General features: G+C 71.1%; 15 protein-coding genes. 7 read left to right on the top strand and 8 right to left on the bottom strand.

The window, feature by feature from the left end; all coding sequences use genetic code 11:
* Nucleotides 1–88: 88 nt before the first annotated feature.
* A complete protein-coding gene (locus AB0D59_RS34400; RefSeq protein WP_362574114.1) occupies nt 89–1144 on the bottom strand; it encodes a LacI family DNA-binding transcriptional regulator in 1056 nt (351 codons plus the stop codon).
* A gap of 340 nt (nt 1145–1484) precedes the next feature.
* On the opposite strand from AB0D59_RS34400, the gene AB0D59_RS34395 reads away from it, so the two are divergent.
* The 4 genes from AB0D59_RS34395 (at nt 1485) to AB0D59_RS34380 (ending at nt 6315) form a co-directional block, all read left to right on the top strand.
* Nucleotides 1485–2810: an extracellular solute-binding protein gene (locus AB0D59_RS34395; protein WP_362574111.1), complete on the top strand. Its 1326-nt coding sequence runs from the start codon at nt 1485–1487 to the stop codon at nt 2808–2810.
* Between the two features lie 5 nt (nt 2811–2815).
* On the top strand, nt 2816–3826 hold the full coding sequence (locus tag AB0D59_RS34390) for a sugar ABC transporter permease (RefSeq protein WP_362574337.1): 1011 nt from the start codon (nt 2816–2818) through the stop codon (nt 3824–3826).
* Nucleotides 3827–3836: 10 nt separating this feature from the next.
* Nucleotides 3837–4739 (top strand): carbohydrate ABC transporter permease, encoded by a 903-nt coding sequence (locus tag AB0D59_RS34385; RefSeq protein ID WP_362574108.1) that lies wholly within the window; start codon nt 3837–3839, stop codon nt 4737–4739.
* Nucleotides 4740–4896: 157 nt separating this feature from the next.
* On the top strand, nt 4897–6315 hold the full coding sequence (locus tag AB0D59_RS34380; RefSeq protein WP_362574105.1) for a GH1 family beta-glucosidase: 1419 nt from the start codon (nt 4897–4899) through the stop codon (nt 6313–6315).
* A gap of 325 nt (nt 6316–6640) precedes the next feature.
* Here AB0D59_RS34380 and AB0D59_RS34375 read toward each other — a convergent pair whose 3' ends face one another.
* The 3 genes from AB0D59_RS34375 to AB0D59_RS34365 form a co-directional block, all read right to left on the bottom strand.
* Nucleotides 6641–8122 (bottom strand): cellulose binding domain-containing protein, encoded by a 1482-nt coding sequence (locus AB0D59_RS34375; protein WP_362574102.1) that lies wholly within the window; start codon nt 8120–8122, stop codon nt 6641–6643.
* Nucleotides 8123–8253: 131 nt separating this feature from the next.
* Nucleotides 8254–9681: a HAMP domain-containing sensor histidine kinase gene (locus AB0D59_RS34370; protein WP_362574099.1), complete on the bottom strand. Its 1428-nt coding sequence runs from the start codon at nt 9679–9681 to the stop codon at nt 8254–8256.
* Nucleotides 9678–10388 carry a response regulator transcription factor gene (locus tag AB0D59_RS34365; protein WP_362574096.1) on the bottom strand — a complete coding sequence of 237 codons (711 nt, stop codon included), beginning with the start codon at nt 10386–10388 and terminating at the stop codon, nt 9678–9680. The genes AB0D59_RS34370 and AB0D59_RS34365 overlap by 4 nt, the downstream gene beginning before the upstream one ends.
* Nucleotides 10389–10486: 98 nt before the next feature.
* On the opposite strand from AB0D59_RS34365, the gene AB0D59_RS34360 reads away from it, so the two are divergent.
* Complete coding sequence (locus AB0D59_RS34360; protein WP_362574093.1) at nt 10487–11005, top strand: hypothetical protein; 519 nt, start codon at nt 10487–10489, stop codon at nt 11003–11005.
* 161 nt (nt 11006–11166) lie between these two features.
* Here AB0D59_RS34360 and AB0D59_RS34355 read toward each other — a convergent pair whose 3' ends face one another.
* Together AB0D59_RS34355 and AB0D59_RS34350 are read right to left on the bottom strand one after the other, a co-directional pair.
* The gene (locus AB0D59_RS34355; protein WP_362574090.1) at nt 11167–13788 is read right to left on the bottom strand and encodes an FUSC family protein; all 2622 of its coding nucleotides are present in this window, start codon (nt 13786–13788) and stop codon (nt 11167–11169) included.
* Nucleotides 13789–14001: 213 nt separating this feature from the next.
* Nucleotides 14002–14967 (bottom strand): quinone oxidoreductase, encoded by a 966-nt coding sequence (locus tag AB0D59_RS34350; RefSeq protein ID WP_362574087.1) that lies wholly within the window; start codon nt 14965–14967, stop codon nt 14002–14004.
* Between the two features lie 210 nt (nt 14968–15177).
* Here AB0D59_RS34350 and AB0D59_RS34345 point away from each other — a divergent pair, with 210 nt between their 5' ends.
* Nucleotides 15178–15609: a MarR family transcriptional regulator gene (locus tag AB0D59_RS34345; RefSeq protein WP_362574084.1), complete on the top strand. Its 432-nt coding sequence runs from the start codon at nt 15178–15180 to the stop codon at nt 15607–15609.
* Between the two features lie 144 nt (nt 15610–15753).
* Here the strand turns inward: AB0D59_RS34345 and AB0D59_RS34340 are convergent, their stop codons facing one another.
* Together AB0D59_RS34340 and AB0D59_RS34335 are read right to left on the bottom strand one after the other, a co-directional pair.
* Complete coding sequence (locus tag AB0D59_RS34340) at nt 15754–16623, bottom strand: fused MFS/spermidine synthase (RefSeq protein WP_362574080.1); 870 nt, start codon at nt 16621–16623, stop codon at nt 15754–15756.
* Nucleotides 16624–16659: 36 nt separating this feature from the next.
* The gene (locus tag AB0D59_RS34335) at nt 16660–17064 is read right to left on the bottom strand and encodes a hypothetical protein (RefSeq protein WP_362574077.1); all 405 of its coding nucleotides are present in this window, start codon (nt 17062–17064) and stop codon (nt 16660–16662) included.
* Nucleotides 17065–17319: 255 nt separating this feature from the next.
* On the opposite strand from AB0D59_RS34335, the gene AB0D59_RS34330 reads away from it, so the two are divergent.
* Nucleotides 17320–18798 carry a hypothetical protein gene (locus AB0D59_RS34330; RefSeq protein WP_362574074.1) on the top strand — a complete coding sequence of 493 codons (1479 nt, stop codon included), beginning with the start codon at nt 17320–17322 and terminating at the stop codon, nt 18796–18798.
* Nucleotides 18799–18873: the final 75 nt, after the last annotated feature.

Here is an 18873-nt window from a genome sequence, read left to right as displayed (position 1 = left end):
TCACGCTTATGCCCCGATTTCGCCCACATGCGCAGCGACCCGAACCAACAGCGGCCCGTGGACAAGGGCATGATCGTCCGGACCGGTCCTACGAGGAGGCGCGGGGCACCAGTTCCGTCGGCAGGACCGCGTGCCGGCGCTCCAGGCCCCGGGACACGGCCGGGCGGCGGTCGGCGATCTCCGCGAGGAGGAGGTCGATCATCGCGCGGCCCATCTCCTCGATGGGCTGGCGGACGCTGGTGAGCGGCGGGTCCATGTGGCGGGCGATGGCCGAGTCGTCGTACCCGACCAGCGCCACGTCGTCGGGGATACGGCGGCCCAGCTCGCGCAGCACCTGGCGGGCGCCCGCCGCCATCACGTCCGAGCCGGCGAAGACGGCGTCCAGGTCGGGACGCCGCTCCAGCAGCAGGGTCATGGCCCGGCGGCCGCCCTCCTCGGTGAAGTCGCCGGGGACGACAAGGAGTTCGTCCACCTCCCGGCCCGCGTCCCGCAGGGCGTCGCGGTAGCCGTCGACACGGCGCTGGGCGCCGTACACGTCGAGGCGGCCGGTGATGTGCGCGATCGTCCGGCGGCCGCCGGCCAGCAGGTGCTCGACGGCGGAGCGCCCGCCGCCGTAGTTGTCGGAGTCGACGGACGTCAGCGTCTCGGCGGCGGAGCGCGGGCCGCTGATCACGGCGGGGATCTCCAGCTGTGCGAGGAGGTCGGGCAACGGGTCGTCGGCGTGGACGGACACCAGCAGGACGCCGTCCACCCGGTGGGCGGCGAGGTACTGGGCGAGCCGTTCCCGCTCCCGGTCGCTGCCGGCGAAGATCAGCAGCAACTGCATCTCGGTCTCGGAGAGTTCGGCGCCGACACCGCGGAGCATGTCCGAGAAGTACGGCTCCGCGAAGAACCGGGTCTCCGGCTCGGGGACGACCAGGGCGATGGCGTCGGTCCGGTTGGCGGCGAGGGCGCGGGCGGCGGTGTTCGGGACGTAACCGAGCTCCGCGACGGCGGCCTCGACGGCGGCCCGGGTGGCGTCGCTGACCCGGGGCGAGCCGTTGATCACCCGCGACACGGTTCCCCGCCCCACCCCGGCCCGGGCGGCGACCTCTTCGAGGGTGGGCCGACCACCACTACGCCCCCGCGCTCCGTGGCTTGCCATGGGCCCCGCCCTTCTCGCCGACGTACAACTCGCTGGCCTGGAATCTAACAGTGCCGTCCGCCGCCGTAGCCGCGGCCGTTTTGTCATGACATATATGGTTTTTCGCGGCGCGGACCGGAGTTAGCTAACGGCCGGATAACTGAACGCGGTTCGCCGCGCCCGCTCCCTTGACACCCCGCCCCGAACCGACGAACCTTCAACACATCACCGGTGGGAGCGCTCCCACAGTACCTGACACATACACATCCCGCACGTTCCCCGCCCGAGCCGCAGCGAGAAACAGACGGGCCCAACAATGCAGTTGGCCGGGGGGTCGGCGTCAGGGCAACAGGAGGACGTAATGCGAGCACGTACCCGAACCGCCTCCCGCAAGGCGGTAATCCTGGCGGCCGTAGTGTCGCTGGGAGGAGCGTTGCTGGCCGGCTGCGCCGACGACAGTGGTGGCGGCAGTGACGACACCAGCGGCGGTGGCAAGGGCAAGACGACGATCACGCTCGGCCTGTTCGGCACGTTCGGCTTCAAGGAGGCCGGCCTCTACAAGGAGTACGAGAAGCTCCACCCGAACATCGTCATCAAGGACACCTCGGTCGAGCAGAACGCGAACTACTACCCGGCGCTGGTCAACCACCTGACCACCAACAGCGGCCTGATGGACATCCAGGCCGTCGAGGTCAGCAACATCGCCGAGGTAACCAGCACCTTCGCCGACAAGCTGGAGGACCTGTCCAAGGTCAGCGGCGTCTCGGAGAGCAACTGGCTGGACTGGAAGTGGAAGCAGGCCACGACCAGCGGCGGCCAGACCATCGGGCTCGGCACCGACGTCGGTCCGCTCGGCATCTGCTACCGCAAGGACCTCTTCCAGAAGGCCGGTCTGCCCACCGACCGCGACGCGGTGAGCAAGCTCTGGGCGGGCAGCTGGGACAAGTTCATCCAGGCCGGAGAGCAGTACAAGAAGAAGGCGCCCTCCGGCACCACCTTCATGGACTCCCCCGGTGGTCTCCTGAACGCGATCCTGTCCAGTGAGAGCAGCAAGTTCTACGACTCCTCCGGCAAGATCATCTACAAGACGAACCCGGCCGTGAAGACCGCGTTCGACCAGACCGCGAAGGCCGCGCAGGAAGGGCTGGTCCAGGCGCAGACCCAGTTCCAGCCGTCCTGGAACAGCACGATCGCCAACAACAAGTTCGCGGCGATCTCCTGCCCGCCGTGGATGCTCGGCTACATCAAGGGCCAGTCGAAGGCGGACGCGGCCGGCAAGTGGGACGTGGCCCAGGCGCCGAAGGCCGGCAACTGGGGCGGCTCCTTCCTGGCCGTGCCCAAGAGCGGCAAGAACGTCGCGGAGGCCGAGAAGCTGGTCGCCTGGCTGACCGCACCCGAACAGCAGGCCAAGCTCTTCAGCGTGCAGGGCTCCTTCCCGAGCGCGCCGTCGACGTACACCTCGGCGGCGGTGACCGGCGCCAAGAACGACATGACCGGTGACGCCCCGATCGGCACGATCTTCGCCGCGGCCGCCAAGAGCAGCCCGGTGCAGGTCATCGGCGCGAAGGACCAGATCATCCAGGACGGTCTGGCCAACAACGGCGTCGTCCTCGTCACCAAGGGCAAGTCGGCCGCGGAGGCGTGGAACACGGCGGTCAAGACCATCGACAACAGCCTGGACAAGTGACCGCCATGGCCACCCGGCACGACACCGCCGCCCCCCTCGCGAAGGAGGGGGGCGCGGCCCCGGTCCACCCGCCCGCCGCTCCCACGGAGGCGGAGCTGCGGCGCCGCACCCGTCTCTCGCGCCGCTGGCAGCGGGACATCAAGTGGAGCCCGTACGGCTTCATCTCGCCGTTCTTCCTGCTCTTCGTCGCCTTCGGGCTCTTCCCGCTCATCTACACGGGCTGGGCCTCCCTGCACACGGTGGAGCTGACCGCGCCCACCGACATGCAGTGGGCCGGGCTGCACAACTACACCCGGATCTTCGGCGACGACTTCTTCTGGAACGCGGCCCGGAACACCCTGACCATCGGGATCATCTCGACGGTTCCGCAGCTGCTGATGGCGATGGGGCTCGCCCACATCCTCAACTACCGGCTGCGCGCCTCGATCTTCTACCGGGTCGTGATGCTGGCGCCGTACGCCACGTCGATCGCGGCCGCCTCGCTGGTCTTCGTGCTGCTGTTCGGCCGCGACTACGGCATGATCAACTGGGCGCTGCACTTCTTCGGCGTCGGCCACATCGACTGGCAGAACGACAAGTGGCCGTCCCAGATAGCGGTGTCGACGATCGTGATCTGGCGCTGGACCGGCTACAACGCGCTGATCTACCTGGCCGCGATGCAGGCGATCCCGCAGGACCTGTACGAGTCGGCGGCCCTGGACGGTGCCTCGCGCTGGCAGCAGTTCTTCCATGTGACGCTGCCGCAGCTGCGGCCGACGATCCTGTTCACCTGTGTCGTGTCCACCATCGGGGCGAGCCAGGTGTTCGGCGAGCCGCTGATCTTCGACGCCAACAAGGGGGCGTCGGGCGGCGCGGAGCACCAGTTCCAGACGCTCGGCCTGTACCTGTACGAGCAGGGCTGGGTGAACCAGCACCTGGGCCGTGCCTCCGCCATCGCCTGGACGATGTTCCTGATCCTCATCGTGATCGGGCTCGTCAACTACGTCATCTCGCGCCGGCTGCGCGCCAGTAGTTAGGAGACCGGCCGTGACGACGACAACCCTGACCACCACCCCGTCCGACGCCGAACCCAAGCGCGTGCGGCGCTCGAAGTCCGCGCGTGCGGGCGGCACCATGCACGCGGGCCCGATCGCCTACACGGTCCTCGTGCTGTTCTCCATCGGCTCGCTGTTCCCGCTGGTGTGGACGGCGATCGCCGCCTCCCGGAACAACAACCGGCTGGCCGAGACCCCGCCGCCGTTCTGGTTCGGCGGGAACCTCTTCCACAACCTCGACATCGCCTGGAGCGAGGCCAATCTCGGCAAGGCGTTCCTCAACACCACGATCGTGGCCGGGACTTCCGCGGTGACCATCGTCGCGCTGTCGACGATCGCCGGGTTCGCCTTCGCCAAGTTGCGCTTCCGGGGCCGCAACATCCTGATGCTGATGGTGATCGGCACGATGATGGTGCCGCCGCAGCTCAGCATCATCCCGCTCTACATGATGGTCGCCAAGCTGAACTGGGCGGACCAGCTGCAGGCGGTCATCTTCCCGTCGCTGGTGAGTGCGTTCGGCGTGTTCTTCATGCGGCAGTACCTCATCCAGGCACTGCCGGACGAGCTGATCGAGGCGGCCAGAGTGGACGGCGCGAGCAGCTGGCGGGTGGTGTGGCACGTCGTGTTCCCGGCGGCGCGGCCGGCCATGGCGGTGCTCGGCATGCTGATGTTCGTCCAGGCCTGGAACGACTTCCTGTGGCCGTTCCTGGTCCTGACGCAGACCGGCAACCCGACCGTGCAGGTCGCCCTGGCGGGCCTGGGCCGCGGTTACACCCCCGACCAGTCCCTGATCATGGCGGGCGCGCTGCTGGGCACGCTGCCGCTGCTGCTCGTCTTCGCGATCTTCGGCAAGCAGATCGTGGGCGGCATCATGCAGGGCGCGGTGAAGGGCTGACCGCCCGCGGAACGACGGGGGCCGGGTCACCGCCGTCCCGGCCCCTCCGCCCTTCCCATCCCTCTGCCCCTCCCGCCCCCGCCGCCCCTCCCTCTGTCCCTTCATCTACCCGTCGGTCTCCACGACCTCCTATGGGAGCGCTTCCATGCCTGAACCCATGACTTCCGTGACCTTTCCTCCCGCCTTCCTCTGGGGCGCCGCGACCTCCGCGTACCAGATCGAGGGGGCGGTGCGGGAGGACGGCCGCACCCCCTCGATCTGGGACACCTTCAGTCATACGCCGGGCAAGACGGCCGGCGGCGAGACCGGTGACATCGCTGTCGACCACTACCACCGCTACCGCGACGACGTGGCGCTGATGGCTGACCTCGGCCTGAACTCCTACCGGTTCTCGGTCTCCTGGTCGCGCGTCCAGCCGACCGGACGCGGCCCGGCGGTCCAGGTCGGCCTGGACTTCTACCGCCGGCTGGTCGACGAGCTGCTGGCCAAGGGCATCAAGCCCGCCGTCACCCTCTACCACTGGGACCTGCCGCAGGAGCTGGAGGACGCGGGCGGCTGGCCGGAGCGGGACACGGCGTACCGGTTCGCCGAGTACGCCCAGATCCTCGGCGCGGCGCTCGGCGACCGCGTCGAGCAGTGGATCACCCTCAACGAGCCCTGGTGCAGCGCCTTTCTGGGCTACGGCTCCGGGGTGCACGCCCCCGGCCGTACCGACCCGACGGCCACCCTGCGCGCCGCGCACCACCTCAACCTCGCGCACGGCCTCGCCACTTCGGCGCTGCGCACGGCGATGCCGGCCCGCAACCAGATCGCGATCAGCCTCAACTCCGCCGTCGTACGGCCGCTTTCGCAGGACCCGGCCGACCTGGCGGCGGTCCGGACCATCGACGACCTGGCCAACGGCGTCTTCCACGGCCCGATCCTGCACGGCGCGTACCCCCAGTCGCTGTTCGCGGCGACGGCGTCGGTGACCGACTGGTCGTACGTCCTGGACGGCGACCTCGCCGCCATCCAGCAGCCGCTGGACGCCCTCGGGCTGAACTACTACACGCCCGCCCTGGTGTCGGCGGCGGCCGACGCGGTGACCGGACCGCGGTCGGACGGCCACGGCGCGAGCGCCCACTCCCCCTGGCCGGGCGCCGACGACATCGCCTTCCACCAGACCCCCGGCGAGCGCACCGAGATGGGCTGGACGATCGACCCGACCGGCCTGCACGACCTGATCATGCGGTACACCGCCGAGGCCCCCGGCCTGCCCCTCTACATCACCGAGAACGGCGCGGCCTACGACGACAAGCCCGACCCGGACGGCCGGGTCCACGACCCGGAGCGCATCGCCTATCTGCACGGCCACCTCTCGGCGGTGCGCCGCGCGATCACCGACGGCGCGGACGTGCGGGGCTACTACCTGTGGTCCCTGATGGACAACTTCGAGTGGGCGTACGGCTACGGCAAGAGGTTCGGGGCGGTGTACGTCGACTACGCGACCCTCGCCCGCACCCCGAAGTCGAGCGCCCACTGGTACGCGGAGGCGGCCCGCACGGGGACGCTGCCGCCGGCCCGGCCTGCGGCCTGACACGAGAAAACGGGGCGCGGCACCCGGAGGGGAGTGCCGCGCCCGTCACGCAGGGGCCGCTCAGTCAGTGATCTGCGGGTTCCGCCACCACGACGGGTACGGGAACTTCGGCGGGCCGGGGATCCTCCAGCGGTGCGGCCGACGGTGCGGCGGATGGTGCGGCGGGCACCTGCGGTCCGGGCCGGTTCGAACGGCCCGGACCGCAGGTGTGTCACGGTCGCTGATCGCGGTCGCGGCTGCGGTCGCTGTCTCGGTCGCGGCTGCGGTCGCTGTCTCGGTCGCGGCTGCGGTCGCAGTCGCGGTCGCGGTCCCGGTCCCCGTCGCGTCAGCCGATCGTCGCGAATGCCTTCGAGAAGGCGTACTTGTCCTGGGCGATCGAGCTGCACGTGGCGTCGGCGGTGGGCTTGGTGCCGCCGGCGCACTGCTGGTCGCGGGTGGCCGACCACATCGACAGCCCGCCGAGGCCCTTGGACTTGGCGAAGTCGACGAGCTGGGTGGCGTCGTCCACCTTGAAGACCTCGACGGAGACGTCGTTGACGCCGATCATCGGGGTGACGGCGACCGTCTTCCAGGCGGCGGAGTCGGAGAGGCCGAGGACGCTCTTGACCTGGGCCTGGGTGGCGGTGGCGGCCTGGGTGGCGTAGGTGCCCATGTCGCCGTTGTACGCGGGGCCGTAGTCCATCGCCATGATGTTGACGGTGCCGATCTTCACGCCGTTGGCCTTGGCGTCGGACAGCAGGTTCACGCCGTCCTGGGTGAGGCCCTCCGGCATGACCGGGAGGGTGAAGGAGACGTCCAGGTTCGGGTGGCTCGCCTGGAGCTTGGCGATGGCCTTCGCGCGGTTGGTGTTCGCCGTGGTGTTGGGCAGCGCGCCGCCCTCCACGTCGAAGTCGACCTTGGTCAGGTTGTAGGCGTCCACGGCCTTGCCGTACGCCGCCGCCAGCGCGTCCGCCGAGGAGCAGGTGGTCGCGAGTTCCGAGCCGGAGGCGCCGCCGAAGGAGACCCGGACGTCACCGCCCTTGGCGCGCAGGGCGCCGATCTGGGACGCCACGCCGTCACTGGCCAGGTCCGTCACCCCGCCCCACTTGGGCGTGCAGCCGCCGCCGTCGGTGACGAAGGCGAGGTTGTAGTTCTTCACGCCGGTCGCGTCGGCCGCCGCGAGGAGGTCGAACGCCGGGTAGAGGGAGGTGTCGACGTACGGGGCGAAGCCGGCGGAGGCGGTGGTGCCGGTACCGCTGCTCTGGGTGGGGGACGCGGTGGGGGTGGCCGTCGCGGTGGGGGTGGAGGTGGCGGAGGCCGTGGCCGTCGGGGTCGTGGCTGTCGGGGTCGCGGTCGGCGTGGTGGACTCCGTCGGGCGGCCGCTGGGCTCCGGGGTCGCCGTGCCGTCCGCCGAACAGCTCGCGTTGTCGATACGGCAACCGGTCGGGTCCCCGCTGCCGTTGACCACGAAGCCGACGGTGACCGACTCGTCGGCCGCGAGGCCGTCCGTGTCCCACTTCGCCGGCTTCACGGTGACGTGCTGCCCGCTGACCGTGGACTCGGCGTTCCACAGCGAGCTGAGCTTCGCACCGGCCGGCAGGTCGAACTCCAGCGTCCAGTCCTTCTCCGTGGCACCGCTGTTGTTCGTGACGACGTACTGCGCGCTGTACCCGGTCGACCAGTCGCTGGTCTTGGTGTACGCGGCGCCGGCCCCGGCCGCCTGCGCGATACCGGTGAACAGGATCGCCCCGCCACCGACCACGGCCGCGGCGACCAGACCGCCTATCGCCTTGTTCCTGCCACTGATGCTGCGCCGGTGCGTACTCATGCGCGTGCCTGCCTTCGCCTGCCGATTGGGGGGGTGCGGCAGCACGCTAGCGACCGGGAATCGGACAAACGGCCTGATAGGGACGGGCGTTGGGGATCTTAGGGCGCGCTTAAGGAAGGGATCGGGACCGATTAAAGGTCGAGACCAATTTTCTTGGTCTCCCCGGCTCCCCTCCTGCCCGCCTCCCCCGGCTGCCGGTGGGAACGGCGTCTGCGCACCGACCCCCGATGCCCCTTCCGCTCCGGTTTCCCGCCGTCCAGCTGGATCCAGATCCGCACCTCGGTACCGCCGAGCACCGACGAGCCGATCCGCACGTCCCCGCCGGTCGTCTCGGCGAGCCGGCGCACGATGTCCAGGCCGAGCCCGGTCGACCCGGTCGCCCCTGAACCCCGCCCCCGGGCCATCGCCGCCTCGGGATCCCGGATGCCCTGCCCGGCGTCCGAGACCAGCACGATCACCGCGTCCTCCGCGTTGTGCACATCGACCGCGAAGGCGGTGCCCTCGGCGGTGTGCCGGAACACATTTCCGAGCAGCGCGTCCAGCGCGGCGGCCAGATCGGCGCGGGCCACGGGTATGCGTACCGGCCGGTCGACGCCTGCCACCCGCCACTTGCGGCCCTCGTCCTCCGCGAGCGCCGACCAGAACCCCATCCGCTCCCGCACCACCTCGGCCGCGTCGCACCCGGCGCCCGGCCCGGCGGCCGCCGTCTGCGGCTTGGCCTCCCGGGCGGTCCGGATGATGGTGTCGACCTCCCGCTCCAGCTGGGCGACCGCGGCCCGGGTCTGCTCGGCGGCGGGCCCGTCCCCGAGCGAGGCCGCGTTGAGCCGCAGCACGGTGAGCGGGGTCCGCAGCCGATGCGACAGATCGGCGGCCAGCTCCCGCTCGTTCGCCAGCAGTTGTACGACCTGATCGGCCATCGAGTTGAACGCCGCCGCCGCCAGCCGCAGTTCGGTCGGTCCTTCCTCGGGCACCCGCGACCCCAGCTTGCCCTCCCCCAGTTCGTGCGCGCCCTCGACCAGCCGCTGGGCCGGCTGCACCATCCGTACGCCCAGCCGGTCGGCGACGGCGACCGAGCCGACGATCAGCGCCAGGCCGACGGCGGCGAGCACCGCCCAGGCCGTGGAGACGCCGTTGGTCACCTCGGACTCGGGGACGTACACCTCGACGACCGCGATGGCACCGGAGCCGAGCGCCACGGGCTGCAACAGGGTCGAGCCGCCCGCCACCCCGGTCGTGGAGGCACGCCCCAGCTTCCGGACGGTCGCGATGTCCCGGTCGGCGGCGCGCTGCCGGCCGATGTCGACGGCGGCGCCGTCTCCGGACGCGGGTATGTGCACGGCCATGCCCCGGTCGGCGCCGGCCGAGGCCACCACCCGCTCCAGCTTGTCCCGGTCGGTGGTGATGGACAGGGCGGGGGCGACGGCGGCCGCCTCCCGCTCGGCGTTGGAGAAGGCGCGGTCCCGGGCCATCTCCTTGACGACCAGGCCGAGCGGGATCGCGAAGGCGACCACGACCATCGCGGTGACCGCCAGACAGACCTTGACCAGTGCCCATCTCATCCGACCGGCCTCGCTTCCCCGCCCGGCGGCTCCAGCTTCACACCGACCCCCCGAAGTGTGTGCAGATAACGCGGCCGGGCCGCCGTCTCCCCCAACTTCCGCCGCAGCCACGACAGATGCACGTCAATGGTCTGGTCGTCCCCGTAGGACTGCTGCCACACCTCCGCCAGCAGCTCCTTGCGCGGTACGACGACCCCGGGCCGCCCGGCCAGAAACGCCAGCAGATCGAACTCGCGCCGGGTCAGGTCCAGCCGTGCCCCGTCCAACTCGGCCTGCCGGCGCAGCGGATCGACGGTCAGCCCGCCGACCCGCAGCACGCTGGACGGCGCCACCTCGCCCCCGCCCGACCGCGCCCGGCGCAGCACGGCGGACATCCGCGCCGACAGGTGCTCGACGGAGAACGGCTTGGTCAGATAGTCGTCCGCGCCGGCGTTGAGCAGCCGGACGATCTCCGTCTCGTCGTCCCGGGCGGTGGCGATGATCACTGGCACGTCGGTGATCCCGCGCAGCATCTTCAGGGCCTCGGAGCCGTCCAGGTCCGGCAGTCCGAGGTCCAGGACGACCACGTCGAAACGGAAATGGGCGACCTCGCGCAGCGCCTCCAGCGCCGTGCCGACGCTGCGCACGGTGTGCGAGGCGTCGGTGAGATGCCGGATCAGCGCCGAGCGTACGAACTGGTCGTCCTCGACCACGAGCACACTTGCCATGCGCCGCACCGTACGCCATGCGGCAGGCGCCGGTCGGAGCCTGTGGATAACTCGGGTCGAGTGCGCACGGCGGTACCCCTGAGGCAGTATGGCCCGCGATGCGCAGAGGACTCGTACACGTACTGGCTTGGCTGCTCGCCACGGGCGCGGCGGTCACGCTGTCGTGGTGGGGTGTCCACACCGTGATGGCGGGCACGGCCTACGACCCGCCGCGCGCCCTGCCCATCACGGCGACGGACGACGACCCGACGACGCAGGGCTCCAAGCCGCTGGCGTCCTCGACGTCCCGCCCGCCGAGCCCCTCGCGGACCGTCTCCTCGCGACCGTCGGCGACTCCCGTTCCGACGCCGTCTCGCACCCCGACGCCCACTCCGGCCCCGTCCGCGGCCACGACCGGCGAGGTCAAGGGCTACGACACCGACGGCGGCCGGGCGGTCTTCGACCTGGGCAGGACCAGCGCGACGCTGGTGTCGGCGACCCCGGGGACCGGCTGGTCGATGCAGGTGTGGAAGACGGAGTCCTGGATCCGCATCGAGTTCAGCAGAAGCACGGACCGGGTGTCGGTGTTCTGCACCTGGCACGACGGGCCGCCGCAGGTGCAGGTCGAGACCTACTGAACGACCTGGCGGTGCTTCGTCATGCGCGGCGCACGGCACCGGAGCCCACCCGCAGGTCGCCCGTCCGTGACGCGAGGGCGGCGACGGCGATCTCCGGTGAGGTGCCGGAGTCGGTCGGCACGCCGGACGCACCTCTGTCTTCTGTCTGTCGCGAACGTCGGTCAGCGGGCGGGGTCCAGTGCTATGTCACGGCTGATTTCTCGGCCGGCCCGCTCCACGAACAGGAATGCGGCATAGGGGGCGTGCTGTGCGGCGGAGGCGATCAGGGTGTAGCCGCCCGGCGGCAGTCCGGTGATCCGGTAATGGCCGTTCTCCGCCCTGGCCTGCGTCCAGCGGTTGCCCCGGTCGGCCACCACGGTGATCCATGCCTCGCAGCCGTCGGGGTGCAGCGGGCAGCGCAGCGCGCCGCTGACGGTCGCCGTGGCGGCGTTTCGGGAAAGGCTCGGCGTGGCGGTGACCGGCTGGAGGACTGGCGCACCGGCCCTCCCGGCGGGCCGGGTCGGGACGGCGACCCGTCCGGTTCGAGGGCGGCCGTTCCCGGGCGCGGCCACCGCGACGTCCGGGATCGCCAGCCCGCGCATCAGGGCCAGCTCGGTGAGCACGCCCTCGATGTCCTCGAGCTCGGAGCGCAGGCTGCCGGTGACCGACGTCTGCCGTCCGGGGCGCACCGGTTCCAGCGCGGCGGTGCCGGAAGGGGCGGGCGGGCTGACCTCATGGCCGTCCAGGTCGTCCGCCACAGCCCGGGCGGCCGATGCCGCCCGGTGGGTGATTCCGGCCAGTTCCGTCAGGTCGTTTCCGCGGTGCGCCAGCACCGAACTGTCGTGCACGATGGTGCGACCGAGTTCGTGGGACAGGTCCACCAGCCGTAGCGTCTCCGGGCATCGGTGGTTGGCGGTGCCGAGGAATGTCCTGACCAGCGGGCGGATCGTCGCGGTCGCGGCGTGGAAACCGGCGTCGAGGACGCGGGTGTCGGTCCGCGCGCTGTGCCCGGCGGTCGGCCCGTCGGGCGCGAGAAGTCCGTCGAGTACCTGCGCCAGCGCACGCAGATAGCCGGCCAGACCGACCTGGGCCGCGTGTGTCGTGCGCAGCGGCAGAACGACCAGCCCGACGACGATCGCGCACGCCGCCCCCAGAGCGGTCTCCTCGACACGCGTGGCCAGCAACGAGGAGGTCAGTTCGCCGGCCTGCGCGTAGAACTGCGCGACCCCCAGGGTGGCCGCGCCGACGACGAGGGCGTAGTTGATCCTGCCGAAGTACGACATCAGGAACGCCGCCACGACGACCACGGCCATCGATGCCACCGGCTGCGTCCCGGTCAGCCGGGCCAGGCCGTCACCGGCCACCACGCCGACCAACGTGCCGAGTACGCGGAACACGGACTTGCGCAGCTGTTCGCGGTCGCTGGAGGAACCGAGGAACGTGACGTACACCGAGACGACAGCCCACAGCAGATGCGACGGACTGAGCATGTCGCCGAAGAAGACCGCCAGCCCGAGCGCGACGGCCAGCTGCAGCGAGACCCGGGTGCTCACGGTCAGCGAGATCCGGTCCACCCGTGCTGTGCCCTGACTGGACGATGCCGTCGCGTTCACGATCCCCGAACCCGGCAGCCAACCGCCGATCAGGTGCACCGCGGGACGGGGTTCCTGCTGCGCATGAGGGTCCCCGTCGGTGCTGCTGATGGCGGACACCAGCGCGCAGGCCGCCTCGTGGTAGCGCTCGGCGATCTCTCCGGCACCCCCGGCCCCGCCGACTGCGCCGATACCGCGGTCCTCACGGCTCCCGGAGCCCGGCACGGGGTCGGCCGGCCGGTAGCGCCGGAAACGGTACGCGGCCTTTTCGAGAGCGGCGAGATCGAGCTCGCGCGCGGCGGTGACGACCGCTCGGGCGTCAGCCCGTGCCGCACCGCTCAGCTGACGGTGAGCATGTCGCTGCGCGAGCCGCGCCAGGGTGACCACGGCGCGCTCGTGGTCGAACAGTGAGCGGCGTCGGTCCCTGGCAGCCGTGTCGTTGCCGTCGGCCGACGTGGTGGCCAACTGGGTGTCGAGCACCAGCGCGGTCTCGTTGAGACGTACGACCAGTCGCCGCAGCCGTCGCGCGAGCCGGTGATCGGCGGGGGTGTGCACGGGGGCGTCCATCAACGCGCCGGTCACAGCGAGAACCCGGCGGGCACGGGCGCGGTAGGAGCGCTGCATCCGCGCGGTCGCATGCGCGTAGCCCGGCAACAACGCCAGACCGACGACGAAGGTCGCCGCGCCGGCCACACCGATGACGGCGCCGGGCCACGCGAGCTGGTCGACGCTGATCTGGCCGCCGGCGAGGAAACCGATCAGATAGCCGACGTGGATCGGGAACCCGGTCGCGAACGCACGTGCCCCGTAGCGTCGGAACCAGGCGCCAACGGCCGGAACGGCGACCAGCAGGACCAGGCCGACGAGCCGATGGGGGTGTACGGCTATCGCCAGGGACAGGCCGGCCCACATGCCGAGGCAGGCGATCAGCGTCGTCAGCGCACGCGCGCGCACGGTCCGCTCGCCCACGACGAACGACGCCGTCAGCGCAACCGACGCGCCAAGGATCAGCACGAGCAGCGAGGCGAGATGATCGACGACCCCGGCCCCTGGGGCCGACGCGGCCACTTCGAACATGGGGAAGCGGGCATCGAGCAGCGCGGAGGCTCCGATCGCCGCCAGAACAGCGATCGCCCCGTTCGTCGCCGTCCGGACGCGCTCACCGCCCGGGTCGGACCCGAGATAACGATCGACGGCGTCGATCATCGCCATGGCCGACCTACCGAAGTCAGCGGATGCACGTGGTTCTCCTCATGATGGTCAGTCGTGGCGCGGAGCGGCTCGCCGTCGATCACATGTCGACTTCCACCGCAGACTACATACATGAGGTCCTCACGCAAAGTACTTGAATACCTCATGCATGTGAATGGACGGACACCACAGTCGGGGGGGCAACGGCGGTCCCGGGGTGGCTGCCCAGCGGGGTCACGGAATGAGCAGCAGCTTGCCGACGGTCTCCTGGGATTCCAGGTCACGGTGCGCCTGGGCGGCGTCCTCCAAGGGGTACGTCCGGTCGATCAGGACATCGAGTGTGCCGTCACTGATCCACCGCATCACCTGGGACGCACGCTGCCGCCATTGGCGGGTCGACTCGTGAGGGGCGTCGCCCCGGACGTGGACCAGGTGGACACCGTCGGGCTGCTCCCACAGATCCAGCGGCTCAATGGCTCCCCCCGCGCGCCCGTAGTGGACGAAGACGCCCTTGTGGCGCAGCGACGAGACGCTGACGTCGAACAGGCTCCTGCCCGTGCCGTCGAACGCGAAGTCCACGCCCTCACCGTCGGTGAGCTCCCGGATGGCAGCACCCAGGTCCGCGGTCTCGTCACGGACCAGCACCCTCCAGGCGCCCGCCTCCGCAGCCGAGCGTGCCTTGTGGGCGCGGGAGACCGTGGCGATCACACGCGCACCGCGGGCGGTGATCAACTGCGTCAGCATGCGGCCGACACCGCTGGCGGCGGAGTGCACCAGCGCCACCGTGCCGCTGGGAACGGGAACGGCGTCGTGGGACAGGTGCTGTGCCGTCAGCCCCTGCATCAGCCCACCCGCGGCGGCCTCGAAGGTCACGTCGTCGGGAATCGGGACGAGGCGCTCGTGCGGGACCGCCACCATGTCGGCGTAGCTGCCCGGCACGAACTGCCAGGCGACCCGGTCGCCGATCCGGGCCGTGGAGTCGGCGCCGACGGCGATGACCACCCCGGCGCCGTCGACTCCCAGCGGCACCGGCGGTACGACACCTTCCACCAGGCCGCGACGCATGTAGCTGTCCATGAGATTGACGCCGGCAGCCCTGACCTCGACGAGCACCTCGCCCGGGGACAGCTCGGGGACGGGCCGCTCCTCGACGCGAAGAACGTCGGGTGATCCGAAACCGGTAACGAAAATGGCGCGCAAGGCAGGTCCTCCTCGTTCAGATGGCGGCGCGAGGCACCGCGGGGCTCTGTGAGGCTGTAGGTTACATACATGAAGACCTCATGCAAAACGGTCCGACTACGCATGATGTCTTCATGTAATCCTGCTCGAGTGGAACCATGCTTCTGCGCCTTCCGGCACCCGGTTACCATGGTTCTTCGACCGGCAAGGGGACGTGAGGACAGCCAACCCATGGGAACCAGGCAGGCACAGGACACCAGCGCCCAGCTGGCGGCCGTCCAGCAACTGATGCGGCTGCTCGTCGCGACCTACGCGCACGAGATGGACTCCCACGCCGGCGAACTCGGCCTCACCCGGACCCAGGCCATCCTTCTCGGAACCGCAGCCCAGCCCGGTTCCATCCGTGAACTGGCCCAGCGCATGGGCTGCGACCCGTCCAATCTCACGGGCGTGGTGCAGCGACTGCGCGAACGCGACCTCGTCGCCGTCGAACCCGACCCCGACGACCTTCGCGCCAAGCGCATCTCACTCACCACCGCGGGCGCCGATACCGTCAAGCAGCTCAACGAGGGCACCGCCCGGCTTCTCACCGCGATCGGCACGGCCACTCCCACCCAGCTGACCACCTTCGAAAAGCTGCTCCGGCGCGTGCTCGACCAATAGCCGGGCGAGTGGGGCACGGTGGAGCCCGCGCGCACCGGGCGGTCCTGGCCTGCCGACGCCTCGGAGGTCATCCCCGTCCCCGCGCGGTGTCGACCATGCGGCCACCGCCGCAGGTACGCACCCAGCCCGCGCCGGCCGTCAGCCTCAGCGGAAAGCCGATGCCGGCGGAGCGGGCGAAGCCACCGCCGCCTCGTCGGTCACGGCAACCGCACCACCGGTGAAGTCCCTCAGCCCCCGGCCGTGTTCGACCCGCCCAGGGTGCGGATCGGAAGCACTACGCCGAGTCAGCTCACCAACGGGCAACGGCACATCGGCCGCGACCAGCACCGCGTTGCCGAACCGCTTGCCCCGCCACACCCCCGCGTCCGCCACCACCGCGACCTCCGCGAACCGCGCCCCCGCCGTGGCGATCTGCCCCCTGAGGTGCGCGAGCGGCGGCCCGTCCGCGAGGTTCGCGGCGTAGGCACCTCCCGGCCGCAGGACTCTGCGGACCTCGTCCAGGAACTCCGTGGACGTCAGGTGCGCCGGCGTGCGCGCCCCGCTGAACACATCCGCTATCACCAGGTCCGCCCACCCCTCCGGCACCTTGCCCAGCCCTTCCCGGGCGTCCACGGACCGCACCCGTATCCGCGCGTTCGGATCCAGCGGCAGCTCCCGCCGGACCAGTTGGACGAGGGCCGCGTCCCGTTCGACGATCTGCTGCGTGGACCGGGGCCGGGTCGCCGCGACGTACCGCGCCAGCGTGAACGCCCCGCCCCCGAGGTGCACCACCTGCACCGGTCTGCCCGGCGGCGCGACCAGGTCGATCACATGGCCAAGGCGGCGCTGGTACTCGAAGGAGAGGTACGCGGGATCGTCCAGGTCTACGTGTGACTGCGGGGCGCCGTCGATGAGCAGGGTCCAGGCACGGCCGCGCTCGGGGTCGGGTATGAGCTGGGCGAGACCGCCGTCGACGGTCTCGACAACGGCCTCGGCGGCGGCCGACCGGCGCCGCGAGTTCCTGGACTTGGCCATTCCACCATTTTCGCAGGCGGCGGCCGTACCGGAAATTCAGCAGCAGCCGTCCGCTGCCTTGATCAGCCTGGCCGCCTCCCCGAGCGCCCGGCGCAGCACCGCCGGGTCCGTCGCGAGATCGGCCTCGCCCGGCGGCAGCAGCCAGTCGGAGCCCTCGACCGGCGGCTGGGGGTTGAGCCGGAACCCGCGCCCGTCGGTGCCGGTACAGGTGCTGCCGGGGACGTCCCAGCCCGCCGCCGTACCGGCCGGCACCACGAAGCCGAGGGTGTCGCCCCCGTCGTCGTGCAGTACGGGCCCCACCGCCTCCCCGGCCCCCCGGCGCAGGATGTCGACCGCCTCCAGGCCCTGCCGGGCCGGCACCGTCACGAGGTCGCACCCCGCATCGTCTGCCGCCGAAGTCGTCGACGGCGTACAAGGATCGTTGCTCTGGCTGGTCTCCATCCCGGCCTCCACCGCGCAGCCCTCTTGCAGTCCATGACGTCCAACGCGCCACCGCGTCAACGGCTACGGCGGAAGTCAGCCGCAAAGGATGGCAGTTCATGGCAGATCGTGCATGAGATATCCGGTTTGTAGCCAAACCCAGCGTCACGAGTCCGACACAGCAGGTACGTTCTTGCCCGCCGGAATCAAGGGTCCACTCGGACAACTCACCACGAGTCCGGCATGGTTCGACGGTTCGCACGAGAGGACCCGGCCATGGCGTCGTCAACCACGACCCCGTCGCAGCCCGATCGGCCGGTACGGCCGAACCTCGCCTTCCGGCAACTGCGCGGCCGGCACTCGCCGGCCGAGTTCGCCGCGCTGGTTCGGCGTGCCGCCCGCGAGATCGGCGAGCGGGTGAGCTGTGACGCGCGCTACATCGGCCGGGTCGAGGCGGGTGAGATCCGCTGCCCGAACTACGCGTACGAACGGGTGTTCCTGCACATGTTCCCCGGTCGTACGCTCGCCGACCTCGGCTTCGCGCCCCGCTCGTCCGTCCGCGGACGCGGGGCACGGCCGCCCGGGGACACGCCCCTCGCACTCGTGAGAGGTGAGACGCAAGAGGCCGTCGAGCCGTATGACCCGCCGGACGGATTTCAGCCGCCGGACGGGTTTCAACCGCATGACACGCATCACCCGCAGAACACGTACGAGACGCACGACAACTACGAGGAGAGCGACGTGCTGCGTCGCCTATTCATGACCGGCGGAGGCGCCACAGTGGCCGCCGCCACGCTGGGCCCCCTGGGGTCCACCATCGACGCCATGGCGGCGGACCGGCCGCTACACCGTGCCGGATCCTCGCACGCGGCCGCCCTGGAGGAGGCCGTACGCCGGATCCGCCTGCTCGACGACCGGCACGGCGCGGACGGACTGTACCGGCGCGCGGCGGCTCCGCTGCGCGCGGCGTACGCGCTGCTGGACGCCGGCGCGACCCGGCAGACGACCGCCGACCGCCTGCACTCGGGCGCCGGTGAACTGGCCATCTCGGTGGGCTGGCTGGCCCACGACTCCGGCCGCTTCGACGACGCCCGCTCGCACTACGCGGAGGCACTGGCGACGGCGCGGATGACCGGGGACCCGGGGCTGGAGGCGCACGCCTTCTGCAACACGGCGTTCCTCGCGCGGGACGCGGGCCGGCCACGGGAAGCGGTGCGCGCGGCGCAGGCCGCACAGCGGGTCGGCCGGCCGCTGGGCTCGGCCCGCCTGATGTCCCTGCTCGCGCTGCGTGAGGCGGGCGGCTGGGCCGGGCTCGCCGACCGCACCGGCTGCGAGCAGGCCCTGGTCCGGGCGCAGGCCCTCTTCGAGCGAGGCCACTCGGACGCCGACCCCGAGTGGATGAGCTTCTACGGAGAGGCCGAGCTGGAGGGCCTGGAGGCGCAGTGCTGGTCCACGCTGGGCGACTGGCGGCGGGCCTCGCGGCATGCGCGCAGGGCCGCCGAGCTGCAGGATCCGCACTTCACGAGGAACATCGCGCTGTACACGGCCGAGCTCGCGGACGACCTCGCCCGTGGGGGGCGTCCCGACGAGGCGGCGATGGCGGGGCTGCGGGTCCTGGACCTGCTGGGCCAGGTCCAGTCGTCCCGGATCCAGGGGATGCTGGCGGGCACGGCGCGGGTGCTGCTGCCGCATCGGCGGGCGAGTGGGGTCCAGGAGTTCCTGGACCGGCACGCGTCGACACCGAGGGTTGTGTAGGGCCGAGGGGGTCCACAGGTGGTCGTGCGGCTGCGGGTGCGTGGGGGCTGGTCGCCCCCCACGCGGCGGTAGCCG

Source organism: Streptomyces sp. NPDC048417, from assembly GCF_040651615.1.
Classification (GTDB): Bacteria; Actinomycetota; Actinomycetes; order Streptomycetales; family Streptomycetaceae; genus Streptomyces.
Note: the sequence above shows the minus strand (reverse complement) of the source record. Positions and strands in the feature narration are given on the sequence as shown.

Excerpts from the sequence above, each read along its gene's own strand:
- AB0D59_RS34400 (WP_362574114.1), bottom strand. The coding sequence starts at position 1,144 with ATGGCAAGCCACGGAGCGCGGGGGCGTAGTGGTGGTCGGCCCACCCTC.
- AB0D59_RS34395 (WP_362574111.1), top strand. The coding sequence starts at position 1,485 with ATGCGAGCACGTACCCGAACCGCCTCCCGCAAGGCGGTAATCCTGGCG.
- AB0D59_RS34390 (WP_362574337.1), top strand. The coding sequence starts at position 2,816 with ATGGCCACCCGGCACGACACCGCCGCCCCCCTCGCGAAGGAGGGGGGC.
- AB0D59_RS34380 (WP_362574105.1), top strand. The coding sequence starts at position 4,897 with ATGACTTCCGTGACCTTTCCTCCCGCCTTCCTCTGGGGCGCCGCGACC.
- AB0D59_RS34375 (WP_362574102.1), bottom strand. The coding sequence starts at position 8,122 with ATGAGTACGCACCGGCGCAGCATCAGTGGCAGGAACAAGGCGATAGGC.
- AB0D59_RS34370 (WP_362574099.1), bottom strand. The coding sequence starts at position 9,681 with ATGAGATGGGCACTGGTCAAGGTCTGTCTGGCGGTCACCGCGATGGTC.
- AB0D59_RS34365 (WP_362574096.1), bottom strand. The coding sequence starts at position 10,388 with ATGGCAAGTGTGCTCGTGGTCGAGGACGACCAGTTCGTACGCTCGGCG.
- AB0D59_RS34360 (WP_362574093.1), top strand. The coding sequence starts at position 10,487 with ATGCGCAGAGGACTCGTACACGTACTGGCTTGGCTGCTCGCCACGGGC.
- AB0D59_RS34355 (WP_362574090.1), bottom strand. The coding sequence starts at position 13,788 with ATGGCGATGATCGACGCCGTCGATCGTTATCTCGGGTCCGACCCGGGC.
- AB0D59_RS34345 (WP_362574084.1), top strand. The coding sequence starts at position 15,178 with ATGGGAACCAGGCAGGCACAGGACACCAGCGCCCAGCTGGCGGCCGTC.
- AB0D59_RS34340 (WP_362574080.1), bottom strand. The coding sequence starts at position 16,623 with ATGGCCAAGTCCAGGAACTCGCGGCGCCGGTCGGCCGCCGCCGAGGCC.
- AB0D59_RS34335 (WP_362574077.1), bottom strand. The coding sequence starts at position 17,064 with ATGGAGACCAGCCAGAGCAACGATCCTTGTACGCCGTCGACGACTTCG.
- AB0D59_RS34330 (WP_362574074.1), top strand. The coding sequence starts at position 17,320 with ATGGCGTCGTCAACCACGACCCCGTCGCAGCCCGATCGGCCGGTACGG.